At 40.3% G+C, this 22,774-nt stretch carries 22 protein-coding genes; 10 read left to right on the top strand and 12 right to left on the bottom strand.

The annotated features are described in order from the left end of the window. Positions 1-2: 2 nt before the first annotated feature. Positions 3-194 carry a hypothetical protein gene (locus ACOQO1_RS18220; protein ID WP_420604290.1) on the bottom strand — a complete coding sequence of 64 codons (192 nt, stop codon included), beginning with the start codon at positions 192-194 and terminating at the stop codon, positions 3-5. Positions 195-291: 97 nt separating this feature from the next. Beyond that, positions 292-1,779 (bottom strand): carboxypeptidase-like regulatory domain-containing protein, encoded by a 1,488-nt coding sequence (locus ACOQO1_RS18225; RefSeq protein WP_420604291.1) that lies wholly within the window; start codon positions 1,777-1,779, stop codon positions 292-294. A gap of 158 nt (positions 1,780-1,937) precedes the next feature. On the opposite strand from ACOQO1_RS18225, the gene argS reads away from it, so the two are divergent. Then, a complete protein-coding gene (argS, locus tag ACOQO1_RS18230; protein WP_420604292.1) occupies positions 1,938-3,716 on the top strand; it encodes an arginine--tRNA ligase in 1,779 nt (592 codons plus the stop codon). Then, positions 3,716-4,564: a zinc-dependent peptidase gene (locus ACOQO1_RS18235; RefSeq protein WP_420604293.1), complete on the top strand. Its 849-nt coding sequence runs from the start codon at positions 3,716-3,718 to the stop codon at positions 4,562-4,564. The genes argS and ACOQO1_RS18235 overlap by 1 nt, the downstream gene beginning before the upstream one ends. On the opposite strand, the gene ACOQO1_RS18240 is transcribed toward ACOQO1_RS18235, so the two are convergent. From ACOQO1_RS18240 to ACOQO1_RS18250, 3 genes are all read right to left on the bottom strand, one after another. After that, positions 4,548-7,061 carry a TonB-dependent receptor gene (locus ACOQO1_RS18240; RefSeq protein ID WP_420604294.1) on the bottom strand — a complete coding sequence of 838 codons (2,514 nt, stop codon included), beginning with the start codon at positions 7,059-7,061 and terminating at the stop codon, positions 4,548-4,550. The genes ACOQO1_RS18235 and ACOQO1_RS18240 overlap by 17 nt on opposite strands. A gap of 49 nt (positions 7,062-7,110) precedes the next feature. After that, positions 7,111-8,022 (bottom strand): FecR family protein, encoded by a 912-nt coding sequence (locus ACOQO1_RS18245; protein ID WP_420604295.1) that lies wholly within the window; start codon positions 8,020-8,022, stop codon positions 7,111-7,113. Positions 8,023-8,165: 143 nt separating this feature from the next. Further along, positions 8,166-8,663: an RNA polymerase sigma factor gene (locus ACOQO1_RS18250; RefSeq protein WP_420604296.1), complete on the bottom strand. Its 498-nt coding sequence runs from the start codon at positions 8,661-8,663 to the stop codon at positions 8,166-8,168. Between the two features lie 114 nt (positions 8,664-8,777). Here ACOQO1_RS18250 and ACOQO1_RS18255 point away from each other — a divergent pair, with 114 nt between their 5' ends. The 3 genes from ACOQO1_RS18255 to ACOQO1_RS18265 all read left to right on the top strand — a co-directional run bounded on the left by ACOQO1_RS18255 (position 8,778) and on the right by ACOQO1_RS18265 (position 12,889). Continuing rightward, positions 8,778-10,529 carry a hypothetical protein gene (locus ACOQO1_RS18255; RefSeq protein WP_420604297.1) on the top strand — a complete coding sequence of 584 codons (1,752 nt, stop codon included), beginning with the start codon at positions 8,778-8,780 and terminating at the stop codon, positions 10,527-10,529. 101 nt (positions 10,530-10,630) lie between these two features. Further along, a complete protein-coding gene (gene ffh / locus ACOQO1_RS18260; RefSeq protein ID WP_420604298.1) occupies positions 10,631-11,959 on the top strand; it encodes a signal recognition particle protein in 1,329 nt (442 codons plus the stop codon). Between the two features lie 42 nt (positions 11,960-12,001). Beyond that, positions 12,002-12,889 carry a bifunctional 5,10-methylenetetrahydrofolate dehydrogenase/5,10-methenyltetrahydrofolate cyclohydrolase gene (locus ACOQO1_RS18265; protein ID WP_420604299.1) on the top strand — a complete coding sequence of 296 codons (888 nt, stop codon included), beginning with the start codon at positions 12,002-12,004 and terminating at the stop codon, positions 12,887-12,889. On the opposite strand, the gene ACOQO1_RS18270 is transcribed toward ACOQO1_RS18265, so the two are convergent. Further along, complete coding sequence (locus ACOQO1_RS18270; RefSeq protein WP_420604300.1) at positions 12,886-13,041, bottom strand: hypothetical protein; 156 nt, start codon at positions 13,039-13,041, stop codon at positions 12,886-12,888. The genes ACOQO1_RS18265 and ACOQO1_RS18270 overlap by 4 nt on opposite strands. A gap of 123 nt (positions 13,042-13,164) precedes the next feature. Between ACOQO1_RS18270 and ACOQO1_RS18275 the strand changes: the two genes are divergently transcribed. Continuing rightward, a complete protein-coding gene (locus ACOQO1_RS18275) occupies positions 13,165-13,782 on the top strand; it encodes a DUF2306 domain-containing protein (protein ID WP_420604301.1) in 618 nt (205 codons plus the stop codon). A gap of 3 nt (positions 13,783-13,785) precedes the next feature. On the opposite strand, the gene ACOQO1_RS18280 is transcribed toward ACOQO1_RS18275, so the two are convergent. Further along, positions 13,786-14,580, bottom strand: coding sequence for a 3-keto-disaccharide hydrolase (locus ACOQO1_RS18280; RefSeq protein WP_420604302.1), 795 nt, complete (start codon positions 14,578-14,580; stop codon positions 13,786-13,788). A 27-nt stretch (positions 14,581-14,607) separates the two neighbouring features. Continuing rightward, entirely contained in the window at positions 14,608-15,030 is a 423-nt protein-coding gene (locus ACOQO1_RS18285) for a VOC family protein (RefSeq protein WP_420604303.1), read from the bottom strand. 193 nt (positions 15,031-15,223) lie between these two features. Here ACOQO1_RS18285 and ACOQO1_RS18290 point away from each other — a divergent pair, with 193 nt between their 5' ends. From ACOQO1_RS18290 to ACOQO1_RS18300, 3 genes are read left to right on the top strand one after another with little or no spacing between them, the layout of a single operon-like run. Further along, entirely contained in the window at positions 15,224-16,012 is a 789-nt protein-coding gene (locus tag ACOQO1_RS18290) for a 3-keto-disaccharide hydrolase (protein ID WP_420604304.1), read from the top strand. Between the two features lie 5 nt (positions 16,013-16,017). Continuing rightward, a complete protein-coding gene (locus tag ACOQO1_RS18295) occupies positions 16,018-16,698 on the top strand; it encodes a 3-keto-disaccharide hydrolase (RefSeq protein WP_420604305.1) in 681 nt (226 codons plus the stop codon). A 16-nt stretch (positions 16,699-16,714) separates the two neighbouring features. Then, positions 16,715-18,157, top strand: coding sequence for a Gfo/Idh/MocA family protein (locus ACOQO1_RS18300; RefSeq protein ID WP_420604306.1), 1,443 nt, complete (start codon positions 16,715-16,717; stop codon positions 18,155-18,157). A 70-nt stretch (positions 18,158-18,227) separates the two neighbouring features. Here ACOQO1_RS18300 and ACOQO1_RS18305 read toward each other — a convergent pair whose 3' ends face one another. Further along, positions 18,228-19,067 carry an alpha/beta hydrolase gene (locus tag ACOQO1_RS18305; RefSeq protein ID WP_420604307.1) on the bottom strand — a complete coding sequence of 280 codons (840 nt, stop codon included), beginning with the start codon at positions 19,065-19,067 and terminating at the stop codon, positions 18,228-18,230. A gap of 97 nt (positions 19,068-19,164) precedes the next feature. Between ACOQO1_RS18305 and ACOQO1_RS18310 the strand changes: the two genes are divergently transcribed. Then, positions 19,165-19,587, top strand: a complete 423-nt coding sequence (locus ACOQO1_RS18310) for a winged helix-turn-helix transcriptional regulator (RefSeq protein WP_420604308.1) — start codon at positions 19,165-19,167, stop codon at positions 19,585-19,587. Here ACOQO1_RS18310 and ACOQO1_RS18315 read toward each other — a convergent pair. The 3 genes from ACOQO1_RS18315 to ACOQO1_RS18325 form a co-directional block, all read right to left on the bottom strand. After that, positions 19,584-20,546 (bottom strand): YybH family protein, encoded by a 963-nt coding sequence (locus ACOQO1_RS18315; protein ID WP_420604309.1) that lies wholly within the window; start codon positions 20,544-20,546, stop codon positions 19,584-19,586. The genes ACOQO1_RS18310 and ACOQO1_RS18315 overlap by 4 nt on opposite strands. 75 nt (positions 20,547-20,621) lie before the next feature. After that, a complete protein-coding gene (locus ACOQO1_RS18320; protein WP_420604310.1) occupies positions 20,622-21,152 on the bottom strand; it encodes a hypothetical protein in 531 nt (176 codons plus the stop codon). A gap of 15 nt (positions 21,153-21,167) precedes the next feature. After that, entirely contained in the window at positions 21,168-22,691 is a 1,524-nt protein-coding gene (locus ACOQO1_RS18325) for a helicase HerA-like domain-containing protein (RefSeq protein ID WP_420604351.1), read from the bottom strand. Positions 22,692-22,774 lie beyond the last annotated feature (83 nt).

The raw sequence follows: 22,774 nt of genomic DNA on the forward strand, positions 1-22,774 counted from the left end.
ATTTAGTGCCTTAAAACAGTAACAACCCCTCTTATCACACCAACCACTTCTTGAATCTCCCTTTTCGTAAAAACATCATCTTCAATATAAAAGAGCATTTCAATGCCTTGGTCTAAAATTTTGGCAAATTCCTCCGGTGAGCCATAACCTTCTTCAACCCACTTCAAAAATTGTTTCATTTGTGCTTTTTTCATGCCCTAACTTTTATACGGGCAAGAAAAGGTAAATATGTAGATTAGTTAATGCCATTTATGGCAAGTTCTGAAATCTGCACACTGAAATCTTAGAAACTTATTCCCCCTCAACCACAAACTCCCGTATGGCTTGGTTGGGCTCCATAATGGTATAGCCTTTCCAAAACTCAGGGTTATAGGCAGATAAATAGGTGGCCTTTACGGTTTCGTCCTCTTCCAAGGCCTCAAAAGCGGTTTTGGATACTTGATCGGCGTCAAACACCACCAGTTCGTACTTCTCCGTGTTATAATTGACCAGGTCAAGGGCCAGGGAGAGTTCGTTCTGTTTTCTACGGCCCTTTACATGTTTGTTCTTCTCAATCACCTTTAAGGGGCGGTCCACGCCCATTTTGCGCCCAAAAGTGAAGTTCATGAACTTGAGCTGGTATTTATTGCCATCAAACTTGGAGAAAACGGTGCTGCCAAAATATTTGAGCTCCTGGTAGCTAAAGCCCAACAGTTTAATGCTTTTTATGGTCTTTATATTTTCATAGTCCATGCGCATAATGGCAAAATCCTCTATGTTCACAAAGAGCTTGCCCTTAAAATCGGCGCCTCGTTTGGGGGCAAAGCCCACCACGTACACGCCCTGGTTTTCCAGCTCGGAGTAGCCCAAAAGTTCATACTCGTAACGGTGCAGTTTTTTGGCCACATCCAATTTGGACTTTCCAAAGAACTGATCGGTGATCTCACTCAAAATATATTTGCGGTTGTTCAGAAAATGGCTCTTTTCAGGTTTCTTTAGCTCGTCCTCCAGTTCATCGGTGTCGTCTTCAGCTTCCAGAATGGAATCCATAGGTACTTTTTCGCCAAAAATCCCCGATTTTATCTTTAGATAAGAGTCCGGTTTTACGTTGGCCCTAAAAATGGCCTCCATTTTGTCGGACAGGGCTTCCATGGAACCCTCATTGCTCTTATCGTACAGTTCGGCCGCCTTTATGATCTCCAGCTTGTTTTCTTCCCCATTTTGGTAATAATCGCCCAAAGTCTCCGTGTAATAGGCCGAATTTCTAGGGAGAATGGAAATGATACTATCGATCAACCGCTTGTTCAGTTCTGCAATGGTGGATTTTTTAAACTCAATATCCATTTTTTGCATGGTATTAAAGCTGGATTGCCGCAAAAAGAAGCGCTGTTTCACAGGTGCTTTGTTGTAGTTGGTTGGCATGCGGTCCTCCACCCGTTCCATGATCTCGTCCACATCCAGTTCCTTATCAAACAAATAGACCCCACTGAGCTCAATGGCCTTGGGAGTGATGGTGATGATGGTGTCCTGCAGCTGGGCCAGTGTAAAACCCTTTTTTTGGTATCCCATGGAAGAGATGTAAATGGAATCCTGATCTGCAACCGCTTGATCCAGTACAAAGCTAAAGCGGCCTTCCTCATTGGTGATCACGCCCTGGTGTTCGCCATATTGCACAGTAGCGTAGGGAATGCCCTTTTGGGTCTTGGCATCCACCAATTTGGAACTAATGGTCTGGGCAGATACAATACCACCGGGTATTAGCAAAAAACAGATGATTACCGTTAGATATGATCTTGACATTACTTCGTTTTTTGATGGTTGTTAAACAAAAGACGTTTTTTTAGATAAAAGGGTTGCATATAGGAGGACGATTTTAACAGGAATTTGTAACAAGAATGGTTCCACAAAGGGAAAAGGGCAAAAAATATGTAGTTTTGCAGGCTGAAAAGGCCAGATACATGAGTTTGCAAAAAGTTATTTCACAAAGTGTGATCAAAGCGGTAGGTGAGTTGTACCAAACAGAACTTCCAACCGTGGAATTTCAACCCACCCGAAAGGATTTTGAAGGGGATATTACCGTGGTTGTCTTTCCCATGTTGCGCTTTGTAAAGGGAAATCCTGTGGAAATAGGGACCAAGATCGGGGAATATTTACAGGAGAATGTGGAAGAGGTGTCCAAATTCAATGTGGTGAAAGGCTTTTTGAATATTGTTGTTGAGGATGGGTTTTACTTGGATTTTTTCAATTCCATGTATAACGAAGCGGATTTTGGATATGTAAAAACAGCATCTAAAGATGCCGTAATGGTGGAATATTCCTCGCCCAACACCAACAAACCCTTGCATTTGGGGCATATACGAAACAATTTGTTGGGGTATTCGGTTTCGGAAATCCTGAAGGCAGCCGGGAAGAAAGTATACAAGACCCAGATCATTAATGATCGGGGAATCCACATTTGTAAAAGTATGTTGGCCTGGCAGAAATTTGGTGAAGGTGAAACTCCTGAGTCAACCGGATTAAAGGGTGACCATCTGGTAGGGAAGTACTACGTGGCTTTTGATAAAGCTTACAAAGAACAAATTGCCGATTTGGTTGCTGGAGGAACCGAAAAGGAAAAAGCTGAAAAAGAAGCTCCCATCTTGCTTGAAGCACAAGAAATGCTCCGAAAATGGGAAAGTGGTGATGCCGAAACCGTTGCTTTGTGGAAAAAAATGAACGGTTGGGTGTATGAAGGCTTTGATGTAACCTATAAAAACCTAGGGGTCGATTTTGATGTGTTGTATTATGAAAGCAACACCTATCTTCTAGGTAGGGATGTGGTGAAAGATGGTCTGGAACGTGGTATTTTCTTTAAAAAGGAGGATGGTAGTGTTTGGATAGACCTTACCGATGAAGGTTTGGATGAGAAGATCGTCTTGCGTTCGGATGGTACCGCGGTTTATATGACCCAAGATATCGGTACCGCTATTCAGCGGGTGACGGACCACCCTGATATCAATGGCATGGTCTACACCGTAGGAAACGAGCAGGACTATCACTTTAAAGTATTGTTCCTGATTCTTAAGAAACTTGGCTATAGTTGGGCCAAACAATTGTATCATTTGAGTTATGGGATGGTAGACCTTCCGAGTGGTAAAATGAAGAGTAGGGAGGGTACGGTCGTGGATGCCGATGATCTTATCGAAAGTATGGAAAATACCGCCGAAACCATTTCTGAAGAACTGGGCAAATTGGAGGGCTATTCCGATGCTGAAAAAAAGCAATTGTACCGCACCATTGGTTTGGGCGCCTTAAAATATTATATTTTAAAGGTGGATCCAAAAAAACGGATTTTGTTCAATCCTGAAGAATCTGTGGATTTTCAAGGAAACACAGGGCCTTTTATCCAATATACCTACGCACGGATCCAATCGATTTTGAGAAAAGCTGATTTTGATGTCTCGACTGCGCTCGACATGACATTTGGTTTACATCAAAAGGAAAAGGAACTGCTCAAACAGATTCAACTTTTCCCAGAAACGGTTCAATTGGCGGCAGAAAACTACAGTCCTGCGCTGATTGCCAATTATACGTATGATCTGGTAAAGGAATTCAACTCCTTTTACCAACAAGTGTCCATTTTGGGTGAAGCTGACACACAGAAAAAGCACTTTAGGGTACAACTCTCCAAAAAAGTGGGAGAGGTGATTCAGTCTGCATTTAGACTTTTAGGCATTGATGTTCCAGAACGCATGTAATGGATGGACTAGGACTGACCGAGGCTCAAAAACAAATCGCTGCATTGATTCTAGCGTTTGGTTTGCTTTATGTGTTTGCCCGGGTCGGTTATCAGTATTTTTTTGGTGAAAGGTTCACGCTGTACAATGTTTTTCACCCTGTTAAACGAATTACATCCAAGGAACGGCAGTTTATAGCAGACTTTTTGGTCCCTTATCAACAATTCAATGCGGAACAGCGAAGAACTTTTTTAGAACGTTTTGCCTGGTTTAAATCCAAAAAGAAGTTTGTCTTTTACAATGGGATAACCAATGAGGGACAAATAAAGGCCTATGTTTCCGCTTCTGCTGCCCTATTGACCATGGGCATACGGGATTTTCGGTTTGAGAGGTCCATTTCAAGGGTCATAATTTATCCCAACAAATATTATTCACGTATTAGAAAGAATCACCATATTGGGGAGTACAATCCAAACCTGAAAATATTGGTTTTTTCGGCGGAGGATTTGGAAAATGGGTTCCGAATACCCAATGACAATATAAATCTTGGTATTCATGAGGTGGCCCATGCGCTGATGTTTGAGACCAGAAATAAATCCACTTGGGAGGCCAGGCGTTTTAAAGTGGGCCTTGCCAGAATCAAAAAGCTTTATAATCAAGCAGATTTTCAAGAAAATTTGGCAGACTCTACCTATTTTCGAGCCTATGGCAAGACCAATTTCTATGAATTTTTTGCGGTAACCATGGAAAATTTTATTGAGAGTCCAACGGAGTTTTCAAAGAATTTCCCTGATTTGTACGATACCTTGCGAAGAATGCTGAATTTTGACCTCAATCAGCCAAGCTGGAGGCTTAAAAATATACCCTAAAGCTCACATTTGGGGTAATGCCCAATGAAATACTTTCCACGGCTTCAATTTCATTGTCGTCCGTGATGCGGTAATATTTGTTCAAACTGTTCTTTTTGTTGGTCAAATTAAGTATGGATACGCCAGCATTGGCCTTAATTTGCCTACCAATATTGAATTTGTAGATTGCAGAGGCGTCTACCCGAAGGTAATCGGGCAATCTGCTGCTGTTGGGACTTTTGTAGTTGATCTGTACCGGAAAAACGGAAGTGTCCAAGGCTAAATTACCATCTTCAGGCTCTGTGAACGGTTTTCCAGAACGAAAATTGGCCCCAAGCCCTACTTGTAAGTCTTTATAGGAATAGGTGGTCGCAAAGGTTAATGTATGCCTAATATCCAAATTATTTGGGAAGCTGTTGGGGATTATAGTTTCAAAAGTATAATCGTTTTTATTGTAAGTGTAGCTTAGCCAAGAACTGTAATTGTTTCCTTTTGGCCAACCAGGGGGATTATTGATCAAGAACTCCAGACCCTTAACATCGTAGCTGCCAATTTCACCATTAAATTGGTTCTGGTTTTGGAATCCCTGAGTACGGGTGCTGATACCATCCACCTTTTTGTAAAATCCTTCAAGCCCCAGATAAAAGCTGTTTTTTTCGTAATTGATGCCTATGGAACCTTGTTTGCTTTGGGTTATTGGGATGGTATTATCGTCGGATAGGGTCCATCTGCGCTTTTCAATACCCAAAAAGTTCTGTTCCAAATCTATGATTTGATTGGTGGATTGGCTTTTGAATTCTCCCAGAACCTCTCCCCTAAGATAGTTGGCCAGTCTAAAACTTAGGTTTAGTCTCGGCTCTATCAGAAATTTGCTAAAGGTGCCCAGATTTTCTATATAATTGAGGCGTACACCTACTTTTCCAACAAAACGGTTGCCATCTGAGGTATAGCCAATTTCCGTATGTGGTGCATGGATTCGGATAACACCTTTTATTTCACTATTGAAAGGGGGTTGGGTAAGAATTGTTGTGTTGACAATTCCCGTTTCAATATATTGATAACCATTGTTCCATTTCAATTTATCTGAAACAATGTAATCCGTATTCAATTTGACCGCATTTTCCAGTACTTGGTTATTCTGAAAAAGGAGTTGTATTTGATTGTTGAACAGACTCTGTGCATCCAGGTTGTATCTGGAATAATATACATTCAAATTGGATGAAAGCCTGTCGGTCCATTGGCTTTGCAACTGCCCGCCTACGGACAAATTGGTCTGATCAAGAAGACTGATGGTTGTCTCAAGGTCGGTCAGGTTATTTTCGGTATAATCAAGATTATTGGTAATGCTAATGAAATTCAACCGCAATTGATGTTGGTCATTGATATCATATAGCAGTTTTCCGGTGAAATCATAAAAAAAGAAGTTCTCATCCCTTAAAATTTCATCATCCACGGTAATGTTGCTCTGATTGGTCACTTTGCTATCCTGAAAGGCCCTATCAAAGAACTTGTTGTAGGTAGGAGTGTTTAAAAAGTCCGTTGTGGACCGTCTGGCCGAAAACTGCAGTTCTATTTTTTCGGTGATAGGAACCTGTCCATAGGCATCTCCGCTAATAAAGTTAAAACCGGCTCCTCCCGTAAAATGTGTTGAGAGCTCATTGTCGGTCTCCATCTGGATTACACTGCTTACCCCATCACCAAAGGCAGCTGGTGTACCATTTTTGATTACTGTGATTTTATCTGTCAAATAGGGGTTGAATGCAGAAATCAACCCGAAAAAATGCCCGGATTGGTACATTTTGATTCCATTCCATAAAACAAGGTTCTGGTCATTGGTACCGCCACGTACATTGATGTCCGATACCGTTTCGTCAATACTTTTGATTCCTGGTAGCGCTTGAACGGTTTGTAGGATGTCCGGCTCAATAAGGCCTGGTAAAATGCCAAATTCGGCTGTATTTAAGGTAATACTCGCATCGGTTTCCTTAATAATCCCTGTGGTGAGGAATTTATAGACTACGACCTCTTTCAATTGTTCATAATGCTGAGCCAACAAAATTTTGGGACAACCACCTTGTCTTAATAGGTTTTCCACCCCAATATATTTGGTGTTGTATCCCAAGTACCTGATTTTTAAGGTGGCGTTTCTAGGGATATCATTCAATGAAAAAGTACCATCTGCAGCGGTGGTCATGGCAATTTCGGTCCCAAATACTTCTATAGTTGCCCCTGGAATGGTGTTATCGGCAAAATTGTCCAATACTTTGGCACATATAGTGACCAAGGTTTTCTTGGTAAGGGTATAGTAACGATTGCTTAATTTCTGGGATTTTATCTGGAACTGTGCTTGAATGTATGACAGGATATCATCAAGTGCGACAAGATTATCAGGGACAAGGACCGTAATGTCTTCCAAATCTTCATTGATAAATGAAAATTTGATATCGAACTTGTTTTCTAAGGTTTTAATGTATGAAACAAGGGGAATGGGTGTTTTCTGCTTATCCTGACCCTGCATTTGGCAGGGTAGGAAGACTAAAAAACTTAAGAAGAGGCCAAAAAGGCTGCTACGGAGTTTTTTCAGCATAGAAAAGCACATTATCACCCTTGATTTTGTAATTCATTTTAGATGGGGTGCTTATACTTTTTAACGCCATTTTTAAGTCTGTGTTGCTAAAAGTTCCGGTAAATAATAGATTTTTATCAACATTCTCCGTATTTACCTCAATATTGTATTGTCTTTCAAGTTCAGAGAAGACATAGCTTAAGGGAATACGCTCAAATGAACTTTCGTTATTTACCCAAGAAGGTTGGGTGGTATTCGGTGCGGAAGTGTCCATGATTTTTCCATCAATAACCAAGAAAGATGTGCCAGCAGGCAGTTTGGTCTCCACATTGTTATGGGTTACGTTCACTAAACCTTCAAAACAGGTAACTTCAAAAAAACCTTCCCTGTTTTCAACATTAAATTGGGTTCCCAATACGGCCACAGTACCGTGGGCGGTAGAAACTGTAAATTTTTTGCCCTTTGCAACCTTAAAGAAAGCTTCTCCTCTAAGCTCAATGTTTCGTTCTTTGCTCCAATTTTTCTCACTATAGGAAACTCTGGAACCTGCATTTAGAATAATTTCGGAATTATCGGGAAGAACCACCTCGGAACGTTCTGCAAACTGTGTCGTAACGGATTCATCCAAAGTGCTTACATAGAAATAAGAACCAGTGATAAGAACGGCAACAACAGCGGCAACGCGCAAGAATTTTTTGAACGGATTTAGAGCAACCACCTTTGGTGCATTGCCAATACGTTCTTCTTTGAGTTGTGCCAGTGTCTGGTCAACGTCAAATTCTGGAGCCTTCAAATTGCCTGAAACCTCCTTTAGTTTCTGATAAGAAGCATATTCGGCGGAATTTTTAAATTCCGCTAGCTCCTGCTCAGAAAGCTCTCCGCTAAGCCATTTTGCCAAGTAATTTTCTTGCATGATTTCTATGCTTTACGATTTAATAACAACCCAACTTCAAAAAACCCTACTTTTTAGCAATGTACAATTTCACAATTGACAATTAGCAATAATCTCGATACAACCAATAATTCATTGTTTATTGGTAATTATATTGATTATTGTCATATACCGTCAATTTGTTCCCTAAGTGCTTTTAAGGCCAAGTGCATCCGTTTTTCAATAGCTTTAACACTCACTCCTTCCATTTCGGCAATTTCTGCATATTTCTTTCCATCTATCCTGTTCAATAAAAAAGTGGTTCTCTGGTTTTCAGGAAGATTATTCAATGCCTTGTCCAGTTTTTGTTGGTACTCTTTTTCCTCTAACAAGAACTCAGGCGACTCGTTTGAAATTTCCAAGGTGGGTTTTGCATACTTTAACCGAACCTTTTCCGCTTTGATCACATTCAAATAAAGATTGTTGGCTACCGTATATAAGTAGGACTTAGCTTTTTCGGGCATTACCTTGGCACAATTCTCCCACAGCTTTACAAAGGCCTCCTGTACAGCATCATGGGCCTTCTCTTCATTCCCGAACTTATAATATATATAGTTGAAAACCGTTTTGGAATTAGCTTTAAATATGGAGCTAAAAACCTGCTCTTCGCAAACGTTGTTCATGTAGAAGGGTTTGTCTGTTGCCCAAAGATATTTTAAAAAATTTAAGATGAAGTAGGGTTTTTTCTTTGGGAGTTGTTTTAGGATTGAATTGTAACCCAAAAAATCCAAATCGTTATGAAAAAGTTGATCAATAACTTAATGTACATGGCACTTTTTGCTATGGCCCTTAACTTTACTTCTTGTCAAGAAGAGTTTGAAGAAGTAAATGGCGGCACCCAAGAAACAATAGAGGCAAATTCTTCTACCGCCCTATTGATCGAAAAAACATCTTCCAAAGATGGATCTTATGATAATATTATAGATGGTGCCAGCTGTTTTGCACTAAAATTCCCATATACAGTTGAGGTAAATGGAATTGAGGTAATTATAGATTCAAAAGAAGATCTTCAAACCGTTGAAGATATTTTTGACGAAGTTGATGTAGATGAGGACATTCTGGAAATTCTTTTCCCTATTACCATTACCTATGCTGATTTTTCAGAGCTTGTTATTGAAAATAAAGAGCAATTAAGAGGATTGGCAGCTGAATGTGTGGAAGGTGGAGATGATGATGACATTGAGTGTATTGACTTTGTATATCCTATTACCCTTTTTACGTTTAATACTGACAACCAACAAACAGGTGAAGTATCAGTTGAAAGTGATGAACAATTGAGAAGATTCTTTGATGGATTGGAAGAAGGTGATTTAGTTAGTATTCAGTTCCCATTGACCTTAAAGAAATTTGACGGTACAGAAATTGTTGTAAACAGCAATGCTGAATTGGCCCAAGCTTTGGAAATGGCCAAGGATGAATGTGACGAGGATGATGATGATGATTTTAATGATGATGATTTTGATGAAGAACGATTTGATTTCTGTTTGACCCAGTGCCCATGGCAAGTGCGTGAGGTACAGAGAGATGGAACAAACCATACAGACCAGTACTTGGAGTACCTAATGGTATTTACCGAAGATGGAGAAGTGACCGTAAAAGACCGAGAAGGTAATGTCCTTAATGGTACATGGAGTTCCAGTTTTACCGATCGAGGACCACTATTGACCCTTGAGTTCGATACTTTGGTTGACTTTAACCTAGAGTGGTTGGTATATGAAATTGGAGATCATACCATTAAACTATATGCCGAGGGCGGAAACAAGATTATCATGAAGCAACTTTGTGAGGATGACAGACCAGGTCCTGATACCCTTAGGGAAATCTTGAAAGAGTGTGAGTGGATTATCAAAAAAGTGAAAAACCAAGGTGAAGAGATTGACAGGCTTTTAGGTTTTGAGTTCAAGTTCTTGCCAGAAGGTATGGTGACCTTGAGTGATGGTGAAACAACATCTGAAGGTACTTGGGAAATAGGATTGAACGACGATGAAATTCCTTCATTGCTGATTACAATGGGTGACGAACCAGGAGTAAGCTTCGATTGGCCTTTAAGAGATTTGGATAATCATAGATTGAAGTTCTATGTGGAAGAAGTGGGATATGAATTGATACTACAGAGAGTTTGCGATGATAATGCCAATGATGGTGATGTAGTTGAAATTAGAACAGCGTTGATGGAAGGTGCCTGGAATGTGGCCCAATACAAGGAAGGCGATGTTGATAAAACAGATGAGTTTACAGGATTGGATTTCTATTTCAACGAAATGCACCGTGTACAAGTCGATGAAAACGATAATCCTATTATCGAAGGTTTATGGAGAGTGATTAGAAACCATGATAATCATTTGAAATTCTACTTGAATTTTGCAAATGACGCCAAGTTTGGAGAGATCACCGATGACTGGTATATCGAATCAGTAACAGCTGATCGTATAGAATTGGTTCATGAAGATGAAAATTCTACCGAAACTTTAGTTTTCGAAAAGCAATAAAAGATTTTTCCCCTATCTTTTTTGAAAAGGACGGCTCTCCCCAAAGCCGTCCTTTTCTTTTTATTCTTAAATTTGTGCCTCTTTTAAAATGACATATACAGATGTTTGATAATTTAAGTGAAAAGCTCGATAAAGCACTACACGTCCTTAAAGGACATGGGCAAATAACCGAGATCAATGTTGCAGAGACCCTCAAGGAAATTCGCAGAGCGTTACTTGATGCGGATGTCAATTTTAAGATAGCCAAGGAGTTTACCAATAAGGTAAAGGAAAAAGCACTGGGGCAGAATGTGTTGACCAGCTTGCAGCCTGGCCAGCTTATGGTCAAGATCGTTAAGGACGAACTGACCCAATTGATGGGTGGGGATGCCGAAGGAATCGACCTTTCTGGAAACCCTTCAGTAATTTTGATGTCTGGTCTGCAGGGTTCCGGTAAAACCACTTTTTCCGGTAAATTGGCCAACTATCTCAAAAATAAGAAAACCAAGAAGCCCCTTTTGGTGGCTTGTGATGTCTATCGTCCTGCCGCAATTGACCAATTGCACGTGGTAGGGGAGCAAATAGGTGTTGAAGTCTATTCCGATAGGGAAAACAATGACCCGGTCAAAATTGCTAAAGCCGGGGTGGCCCATGCCAAATCCAACGGTTGCAATGTGGTGATTATAGATACTGCAGGTCGTTTGGCAGTTGATGAGCAAATGATGACCGAGATTGCTAACATCCATAAAGCCATTACACCGCAGGAGACCTTATTTGTAGTGGATTCCATGACAGGACAGGATGCGGTGAATACTGCTAAAGCTTTTAACGATGTCTTGAATTTTGACGGTGTCATCCTTACCAAATTGGATGGTGATACACGGGGTGGTGCTGCAATTTCAATTAAATCGGTGGTGGACAAGCCCATTAAGTTCATCGGTACCGGTGAAAAAATGGAGGCTATCGATGTTTTCTACCCTTCAAGGATGGCCGATAGGATTCTGGGAATGGGAGATGTGGTTTCACTTGTTGAACGAGCCCAGGAGCAGTTTGACGAAGAACAAGCTCGGAAAATCCAGAAGAAAATAGCCAAAAACCGCTTTGGTTTTGACGATTTCTTGAGCCAGATTCAGCAGATCAAGAAAATGGGGAATATGAAAGACCTCATGGGGATGATTCCAGGTGCTGGGAAGGCTTTAAAAGGTCTAGATATTGATGATGATGCCTTTAAACATATTGAGGCCATTATCCATTCCATGACACCAGATGAACGTTCAACGCCCTCTAAATTGAATGCTAGTCGTAAAAAGCGTATTGCAGCAGGAAGTGGACGTACCATTCAAGAGGTTAATCAGTTGTTGAAACAATTTGAGCAGATGAGCAAAATGATGAAGATGATGCAAGGTGGTGGAGGCAAAAAAATGATGCAGATGATGCAAAATATGCGATAACCACGATTAACCATCAATCCAGTAAATAACAACCAACCAAAAATGGAGATTCTCGACGGAAAAAAAATATCGAACCAAATCAAAGATGAAATAGCCGTTGAGGTGGCACAAATGAAAGAAAGGGGGGAGAAAGTCCCTCATTTGGCAGCTGTCCTGGTGGGCAACGATGGTGCAAGCCTTACTTATGTGGGCAGTAAAGTGCGCTCCTGTAAAAAGATAGGTTTCGAATCAACATTGATTCACTTACCTGAGGAAACCACGGAAGAAGCACTTTTGGAGCAAGTCGCTACCCTAAACGCCAATCCTGATATTGATGGCTATATTGTACAATTGCCATTACCCAAGCATATTGATGAACAAAAAGTATTGATGGCCGTTGATCCGGACAAAGATGTGGATGGGTTTCACCCCGCAAACTTTGGAAAAATGGCCTTGGATATGAAATCCTTTATTCCTGCGACGCCATTTGGAATTATGGAACTACTACGCAGATATAATGTTGAAACTGAAGGGAAACATACTGTGGTTATTGGAAGAAGTCATATTGTTGGGAGGCCCATTAGTATTTTAATGAGCCAAAAAGGAAAAGCAGCCAATTCAACAGTAACCTTAACCCATAGTAGAACCAAGGACATTAAAGAATTGACACTTCAAGCGGATATTATTGTATCGGCTTTAGGCGTTCCCAATTTTCTTAAGGCCGATATGGTAAAAGATGGTGTAGCGGTCATTGATGTTGGAATTACCCGTGTACCCGATGAAACCCGTGAAAGAGGATATTACATTACTGGAGATGTTGATTTTGAGAATGTGAGCAAAAAAGCTTCTTACATCACCCCAGTACCTGGCGGTGTAGGTCCCATGACCATTGCAATGCTACTTAAAAACACGCTGTTGGCCCGAGAACGTCATAAAACAAGGAATGATTAATCTTCTCCTTCGGTTTCACTAATAGACAAAACACTTTCTTCTTCCTCATTTGGAGTAATAAAATCCAAGTCATTGTCACCTTCATCGTTGGTGCAGCTCATCAATGCAATCGAAGAAAATATAATCGTCAAAAACAAAAGAACAGTTTTCATCACAAAATAGATTTGGGGGCGATATTGCCTGTTCAACTGATTTTATAACGATTTCAATTTTTAAATCTTGTTTTTTCAACCAATTATTCGATAACTTGTTGGTGGATATATTTTAAAAAACAGATGATCGGAAATAAAATAGCTTGGTTCGTATTTGCGCTTTTGGCAATAATGGTGGGACTTTACCCATTAATGTATGTGTTTGCAGCGGAGAACTCGGGCCTGTTACAGGGTAAAACGGCAGAGCTGCTGGCAAGTCATATTTGGAATATCGGATTTTATGGCCACATTTATTTTGGAGGTTTGGCTTTGCTAATAGGTTGGTCCCAATTCAGTAAGAAAATAAGGGCCAAAAATCTTACGTTGCATAGAAATCTTGGTAAAATCTACGTCTTTGCCGTGTTAATAAGCGGAATATGCGGGGTCTATATAGGTTTTTTTGCCACGGGAGGAATTGTTCCCGCGGCAGGGTTCATCAGCTTGGGAGTAATATGGTTATATACTACGCTGAGAGCTTATAAGGCCATTCGTTCCAAAGATTTGCAATTGCACCAAGGAATGATGATATACAGCTATGCAGCCTGTTTTGCGGCGGTAACTTTGCGTATTTGGTTACCTCTTTTGACCATCGCTTTTGGAGAATTTTTAGTTGCTTATAAAATAGTGGCTTGGCTTAGCTGGGTACCCAACATGATTTTTGCCTATTTCTGGGTAAAGCGAAAAGGAATTTTGTTGGTGTAACTTTTAATCCTCAAGGATTTTTAGCTCCACTTTTCTAAAATCTATCGGTTGTCCTTCACTTTGAAGGGCGATAAACCCTTCTTTTAAAGGCTTGCCATCTATTTTTATGCTCTCATCATAACGATTGGCAACCCCACCACCAATTTGTGGTTTGCTATACTCTAAAACCTTTTTTCCATTGATTATGTGAGTTATCAAAGAATCACCTCGTACAATGAGTTCTGCTTTTACCCATTCTTCAGGAGCATAGGTATCACTGGTGGATGAAATGCAATGGCGAGGGTCTATTTTTCCTTCAAATACTACATCGGTTCCAGGAGAGCACATATTTCCAGTAGGTCTAGATTCTCCTTCCTTGAGTTCGGCCAAAAATTGCATTTCAACTGAAATGGGCCAATCCTGTTCTTTGGGCATGGTTCTAGGGTCTTGTGAATGGAACATGACCCCGCTGTTCATTACAGTGTAACCCGGAGCCGTATCATACCACGGATTCGCAAAACGGTATTCAATCACCAAATGATAATTTGAATATGGAGTATCGTAGTACAAATGTCCATATCGCTCATTGAAATCACCTTCGTAATTGTCATATCTTACTTTTATAATTCCATCTTCAACCCTAAAAGTATCGCCAAAATTGTCACCAACCGCATAATGATGGATTTTAACCGTCCAATGTTCAAGATTCTTTCCATTGAATAACTGAATCCATTCGCTTTTGAGTTTACAGCTAAAAAAGAGTGTGCACAATACAATCGGGAAAACAAGAGCTAAGAGTTGTTTAGGATGGTTTTTCATATAGGTGGTTTATCAAAGTCGGTCTTTTTATTTGGCAAATAGTTGTGTCATATCCTTAAATGCTTTGAATTCTAATGCATTTCCAGCGGGATCCAAAAAAAACATGGTGGCCTGTTCACCTACTTCTCCTTCAAACCGAATATAAGGTTCAATAATGAAATCAACTCCCTGTGCTTTTAACCCTTTGGAAAAGGATTGGAAGGTTTCCCAAGGTAACACTACCCCATAATGAGGGACTGGCACACTTTTACCGTCCACAGGATTGGTGTGGAGTTTCTCGTCCGACCTAGGTTTATAGTGAATGACCAACTGGTGCCCAAACAGATTAAAATCTACCCAATGATCGCTGCTTCGACCTTCTTCACAGCCTAAAATATTCTTATAAAAAATTCGACATTCCTCTAAATTATGAACAGGAATGGCAACATGGAAGGGAGTGATGTTCTGCATAATAAATAAAAGTAAACCCTGAATGTCAATATTACAAGTGATAATCAGGTAATTTCTGTGCCATATGTTGGTTATTTCCAATTAAATAACATTCATGGTTTATGTTGTGTTGATGGTATAAAAAAGTTTCCATAACTAAGGAATGTAATTATCTTTAGTAGCTGTCATTTTAACTTATTGAATAACAGGCATTATGAGAAAAATTGCGATTCTTATATCGTTAGTAATTATGGCTTCATGCAAAAAAGCACAAAAAGCCGACATTGAAAAAACAAGTGTTGAAGACCCAAAACCGCAATCCAACGAGTGGATCTATCTATTTGATGGAACCAGTACCGAAGGTTGGAGAGCTTATGGTGGGGAAACTTTACCTCCAGGATGGACAATTAAGGACAGTACGTTGACCTTTGACACCGAATTGGGGTTGGAACAAGATTACAAAGGAGGGACAGATATCATTTATGGGGCAGAGGAGTTTGATAATTTTGAGCTGTACCTAGAGTGGAAAATACCTGAAGGAGGAAATAGTGGTATCTTTTACCATGTGAAGGAAGGATATAGTGGACCTCCGATTGTATCACCTGAATATCAGCTCATAGATGATGAGAATTATGAGAAGATACATGATTTGACCGAATACAACTCTCAGTTTGGAGCCGAACACCCAGAGTTGTTGCAGGACTGGCAAAAAACCGGGGCTGATTATGCCATGCATGTTGCCGATGAATCCCAAAAAGTACTAAATCCCGTTGGGGAATGGAATTCCTCTAAAATTGTTTTCACCCCAGAAAAAGTGGAACATTGGCTTAATGGTAAAAAGTTGTTGGAGTTTAAACCTTGGTCCGAGGAATGGAACGAAAAGAAAAATTCAGGAAAGTGGGACAATGCACCGGATTACGGGAAATACAAAAAAGGATTCATAGCGTTACAAGACCATTCCAGCCCAATTTGGTTCAAAAACATTAAAATTAAGAAGTTATAGAACTGATGTTAAGAAATATCAACCTGTTTTTATTCTTTTCATACCTTACGGTTTGTGTTTCCCCTTGCATTGGCCAGAATCAAATCCCAGAAAAAGAAGGATTTGTAACCCTTTTTAATGGCGAAAACCTTGATGGTTGGATTGGGAACAAAAAATCATATCAAGCCATAGAGGGAAACATTGTGGTAAACCCCAACGGAGGTGGAAGTGGGGGCAATCTATTTACGGAAGCCCAGTATAGCGACTTTATTTTTAAGTTTGAGTTTCAGTTGACCCCTGGGGCAAACAATGGATTGGGCATACACGCTCCTTTGGAAGGCGATGTGGCTTATGTTGGTAAGGAATTGCAGATACTGGACAATACCGCGGAAAAATATTCAGAATTAAAGGCTTACCAATACCATGGTTCTGTGTATGGTGTCATTCCCGCAAAGCGTGGTTTTTTGAGGCCTGTTGGTCAATGGAATGAACAGATTGTTACTGTCCAAGGGTCAAAAATTAAAGTTGTGCTTAATGGAAATACCATTGTTGATGGAGATTTCTTGGAGGCATCAAAAAATGGGACAATGGATAAGAATAATCACCCTGGCTTACAACGAACAGTAGGACATATTGGCTTTTTGGGACATGGGGATGTTGTTCGCTTTAGAAATATTAAAATCAAAGAGTTAGCGTCAAAAAAATAATTTATAACATAATAGTATGAGTAAAAAGACATCAAATCAAGATAGGAGGGATTTTTTAAAGAAAAGTGGTGTGGGTGCCCTCGGTTTGTTGGCCGCACCTTCTGTTCTTAGCGCCAATGAAAAGTTAAGAGCAATAAAGCCTGAAGGCAGAATAAGAACAGCACATATTGGAGTAGCCAATATGGGAGCTGCGGATCTTAATGATATTTCATCGCACCCGCAAGTTGATGTGGTGGCACTTTGTGATGTTGATGCAATCAACTTATCCACTGCACGAAAGCAACATCCCAAGGCTCGAGTGTTTTTTGACTATCGTGTGATGTTGGACGAAATGGCAGATGAGATTGATGCGGTAATTGTATCTACCCCTGACCATACCCATGCTCCCGCCTCATTAATGGCCATGGAAAAGGATAAGCACGTGTATTGCCAAAAACCTTTGACCCACTATGTTTCTGAATCGAGAGCTATGAAGAAAATGGCTCAAGACAAAGGTCTGGTTACCCAAATGGGTATACAGGTACATTCTTTTTACGATTACAAATTGGCCACGTTGTTGATACAGGATGGGATTATTGGTAAAGTACACACGGTGCATGCATGGAGCCCAAAATCTTGGGGATACAATGGTGCTGAACCGGAAGGCGAAGACACTGTGCCTGCTCAGTTGGACTGGAATCTTTGGTTGGGCACTTCGGCGGAGCGTCCTTACAAGGAAGGATACTACCATCCAGGGAATTGGAGAAAGCTAATGGACTACGGATGTGGTACTTTGGGGGATATGGGTGTTCATATTTTTGATACACCATATAATGCGCTGAACCTTGATGTGCCTAGGACCATTAAAAACGAATGCCGAGAACCGAATGGTTTTGGATATCCGGAAAATAATACGGTTACCTATGAATTTCCAGGAACAGAATACACAGGAAAATCATTAAAGTGGATTTGGTATGATGGCCCTGGAATGCCTCCAGCCCATGAAGATTTAGTGCTTCCGGGAGCAAAGACCGCCGGCAAAAAGAAACAAACTGTAAAAAACAACAATTCCTTGGATGCTGGCGTTGCCGCAGAGGGTCAATTACCAGAACAGGGTGCTATGTTTGTGGGTACAAAGGGACGCTTACTTTTGCCTCATTTTATGCAATTGCCCAGAAAAATTGTGCGCGGTAAATATGTGGACATTTCTAAAGAAATTGCCAAGCAAAATTTAGGAGAACCGGTTAGAAATTATAATAGTGAAGGACCCAAGCACTATCACCAGTTTATTGATGCCTGTTTGGGCAAGGACAAATGTACCGCTCCTTTTGAATACGCCGCACGTTTGACCGAAACCATCCTTTTGGGAGTCATAGCAGGACGTTTTCCCAATCAAACACTGCATTGGGATAGCGAAAAGGCGAGATTTTCGGAAGAAGAAGCCAATCAATATTTGGAAGGGGAATATAGAAAATTCTAGTTATTTCCTTTTAATGGATAATTAAAAATCCCAAATGCTGTACGGTGTTTGGGATTTTTTATAAGATGAGCTATGCCTCAAGAAATGAAATGATTTCATTATTTACCTCTTCTTGGTGCATGGAATGTCCCAACCCCTCCGTGGTTACCAATTTACTGCCCTTCCAGTTGGCATGAACTTGTTCAGAGGCATGGTATGGTGCAACTATATCCAATTTGTCATGAAACAACAATCCTTTTTTGGTATTTGATTTTGCAAATTTTGAAGTGGAAAACTCATGGATTTTAAACCCGAACCGATTTAAGATGTACTGGTCAAGGATATCCATAAACCGATTGCTGAACTTTAGAAGATCCTGGTAATGGTTCATTAGCTCATAAAACTCCGAAGGAGCTCCAATGACCACCATTTTATCCACTTCAGGATTTGGGTTTTTGTATTCGTTATAAAGTAATGTCATTCCTCCAACGGAGTGTCCTATTAGATACTTTGGATTATGTTTTTTGACTATATGGTGAAGGGCTTCCTCATAAAGTGGCACATACAAAAGCTTACCTGAGGAATGGCCATGTGATGGAGCGTCAAAGGCAATAATATTGAAATCAGCTTCCTGTAGTTTTTTAATGAGGTTTCGCCAGCGGAATGTATTGCTTTCCCAACCATGAACCAGTAGCACCGTTTCTTTCTCTCCTGGCCAATGGTATGATTGTAACTGATGATTAGCCACTTGTTCTATTCCATTTTTGCTTTTCTCCAGAAAATCAGCTTGTTGCGGTTTTACCTTTCCTCCTCTAACTGTACAAAATAAATTGAAAGCCTTATGCGCGGCTTTTTGAGGAGTAAAAAGGGAATAGAGGTTAAAATATTGACCGTATGCAAGAGGAAGTATTTTAGTGAGCAGTTTTTTCATATGGTTACTTTTTGTAACTTACTCTATATAAGAAACTAAAATTACGTATTCATTTTAGAAGAAAAAAGAGGTCACTCTACTAAAACCAAGTATACCGATGGAAACTGTTACTGAAAATCAGCAAATTAGAACAGCAAAAAAATTACAAAAAATGTTTGGGCACATTGATTATAAAAACCCACCGGAACTTTGCCCCGTACGCGATGTAATGTCAGTAGCTTCAGACCAGTGGAGTATCTTGATTATTCTTTGGTTGGGATTTTTTCCTGTGCTACGCTTCAATAAATTGAAAAAGTTTGTTTATGGTATTTCAAATAAGGTATTGAGTCAACGCTTAAAAGTTTTGGAAGCGGATGGGTATATCACAAGAACCGCATATCCTGAAGTGCCAATACGTGTGGAGTACAGTCTTACCGATTTTGGACAATCATATGTTGAACGTCTTTTGGAATTGACCGAATGGATGCAAATGAACAGTCCAAAGGTGATTGCGAATCGTGAAAAATATGGATTGGTCTAGTCTTTTAACCTATTCCAGATATCGATATACATTTTCCAAGAACCTTCTTCTTTTTTCCATACAACAACATATTTGCCCTTCCATTTGGTAATCGGTTCTTTTCCCTTTTGGCTAGTACCGCTATAATACCCATAATCGTAGGCATAATTGTCAATGATGTTTATTTCTGAGGCATCCATGCTATGGGAAATAATTTTAGTGTCTTTTCCCTGTTCCCATCTCTTTTTAATGGCTTCGCGCCCCTCAACAATAGGTATTCCTAAGGGAATAAGTTTAGCGTTATATGTATAAATATCTGCCATGGTATCAAAATCTTGGGCCATATACGCCTTGGAAAATTTTTTGGATGCTGCGATTATTTTGTTTTTTTCTTTTGAATCCGACCGTGAAACCTTACCGTTGGAACAATCGATTTTCCAAGTGGGAAATACTACGGATTCTGTTTTATCTACCCATTCCCCAACCCATTTAAACCCTTTTTCATCAATATCATAAAATGACAATCTATAGAAGCCCTCCGTACCGTTGGGCGCTTTTTGTTCTCTGTACAGCACAATCTTACCTTCTTCGTTTCTATTTCCCTCCCAGGTACGTAGCGTTGTGGAAACTGCTCTGGTGGAATAATAATGTACATACCAACGTGTACTATCCTGGCTGAATTGACGAATACTTCCCGAGTAGGTTTGGTCTTCTTTTAATGTTTCATCCTGAATAGCCATGCCGTTCATAATATATTTAAAACGCCATACCATATCCACGGGTTCGGCCCAAGTCTGATCGGCCTTGCATGTAACCGATTTGCAGTTGCATTCTCCAATCAGCGGAGCAAAATCCAGCAATTCCTTTGGTGCGTTGGGATTGGGAAGTCCGAAAGGGTGCTCAGGGGAAGGTTCAAAATCGTATTGAGCTACTAATAAGACAGGAACCAGAAATAAAATGGATAGGAAAGCAATTTTCATTTGGATGGTTTTATCCAATCAAATTACCCAAATGAACCAAAGTGGCAGCTTTCTTTAGGAATTAATTAACAGCTGCTACTCCCACCCCAGCATCAAATATTTGATTTTGGCCGTAGGAGGTATTTGAACGGCTTCAATTTTGGAAGAAGTATATCGCAAATTAGATGGTAGTTCCTCTTTGTCTATGGTAAAATAAAGATTGCTTTCTTTTGGAAAAATGACCACACTGTTGAGCGTTGTAGCAATTTTCTTTATGGTATAGTTGCTTTGTATATCCTGAAAAGTACTTTGCAAACTGACGCCTTTGTCCGTTTTATACCTAGCGTCAAAAACCCTAATATTTCCAATAGTGGGAATACTGTCGGAACCAGGGGTGAATGTCAATAGATGTTTACCGCCTTTTTCGTAAACCTTAATTTTTCCTGTTTTTGGGTCGACAGAATCCTTTACAAGGGAATCTTGCACAAAAACCGACTCCAGGTCATCTACAAGAGTAGTTTCCAAGAGGGGGCCAACAGAGTTTTCCGTGATTAAAAATGTGGTGTCTTTTTCCCCACAACCTAGAATGAATAAACAAATTCCAAGAACTAAACTTATCTTCTTCATAAACATATAAACTAGCTATCGAATAACTTTTTTTAACACACCAAGTACTCCACGAATAAATGTAGCACTTGTAAGTACCTTTACCACAGGATTCATACGAGTACTTCTTCTTGAAGAAGAGCTTCTCCTTGAAGATGTTTTTCGTTTTTGCTCTCGCTCTTTTTCTTTTTCAGCCTCCTTTTCGGCTTTTTCAATCTTTTCATTGAGGATTTCATAGGCGCTTTCGCGGTCAATTTCGTCATTGTATTTTTTAATGAGCTTTGACTTGCCCAATGCCTCCTTAAGTTCAGCATCCGTTAGCACGTCCATGCGACTCATTGGAGCACGAAGCAGGGTAGCGGCCAAAGGGGTGGGTCTTCCTTTTTCATCTAAGGCAGAGATTAAAGCTTCTCCGATTCCGAGGGAAGTAAGTACCTCTTTGGTGTCGTAAAACTCAGAATCGGGGTAGTTTTCTGCGGTCAATTTAATGGCCTTTCTATCTTTGGCGGTAAATGCCCGTAGGGCATGCTGCACTTTGAGCCCTAGTTGGGCCAATACATCATCGGGGACATCGGTTGGGTTCTGGGTCACAAAATAGAGTCCAATGCCCTTCGAACGAATCAGTTTTACAATGCTTTCAATCTGGTCTAACAGAGCCTTGGAAGCCTCTTTGAAGATTAAATGGGCCTCATCAATAAACAGGATTAATTCTGGCCTGTCGCTATCTCCTTGTTCAGGAAATGTAGCGTATATTTCGGCCAAAAGACTCAACATAAATGTGGAAAACAATTTGGGTCTGTCTTGAATATCGGTCAATCGGATAATATTGATATACCCCCTTCCGTTTTCATCAATGCGGACGAGATCATCCACTTCAAACGATTTCTCACCAAAGAAGAGGTCCGCACCTTGCTGTTCCAGTTCAATAATCTTTCTTAGAATGGTTCCTGTGGAACTGGTAGAAATACGTCCGTAGGCCTCTTGAAATTCTTTTTTCCCATCTCCAGTGGCATATTGCAATACCTTTTTGAAATCCTTCAGGTCCAAAAGGGGAAGTTTGTTGTCATCACAATATTTGAATACCACGGCCACAATACCCTCTTGGGTAACTGAAAGGTCCAATATTCTTGACAATAAAACGGGTCCAAATTCTGAAACTGTGGCCCTTAATCGAACTCCGTCCTGTTCCGAAAGGGATAAAATTTCTACCGGAAATCCTTTTGCTTCAAATGGCAATCCAATTTTTCCATGACGTTCATCAATTTTGGGATGTCCGGGACTGGGTTGTGCAATGCCGCTAAGATCACCTTTAAGGTCCATGAGCAAAACAGGAATACCCTTCTCTGAAAGATTTTCAGCTATTACCTGAAGGGTCTTGGTTTTTCCGGTACCTGTGGCACCTGCAATAAGGCCATGTCGATTGAGGGTTTTTAAGGGAACCTTTACAAAGGCGTTGGTCACGGCCTCTCCATTGAACATTCCAGCCCCCATGGTAATGTAGTCACCTTTGGTGGTATAGCCTTTCTCTATATGTTCAAAGAATTTTTCGGTAGTGCTCATGGAATTCAATTTCCGATAAAAATAGGGTAATTTTAAGCAATTCTGCAAGCTGAATGGGGAAACAGTCCCTACAATTGCAAAGT

Origin of the sequence: Flagellimonas sp., assembly GCF_965222555.1 — a bacterium.
In the GTDB taxonomy this organism is placed as follows: domain Bacteria; phylum Bacteroidota; class Bacteroidia; order Flavobacteriales; family Flavobacteriaceae; genus Flagellimonas.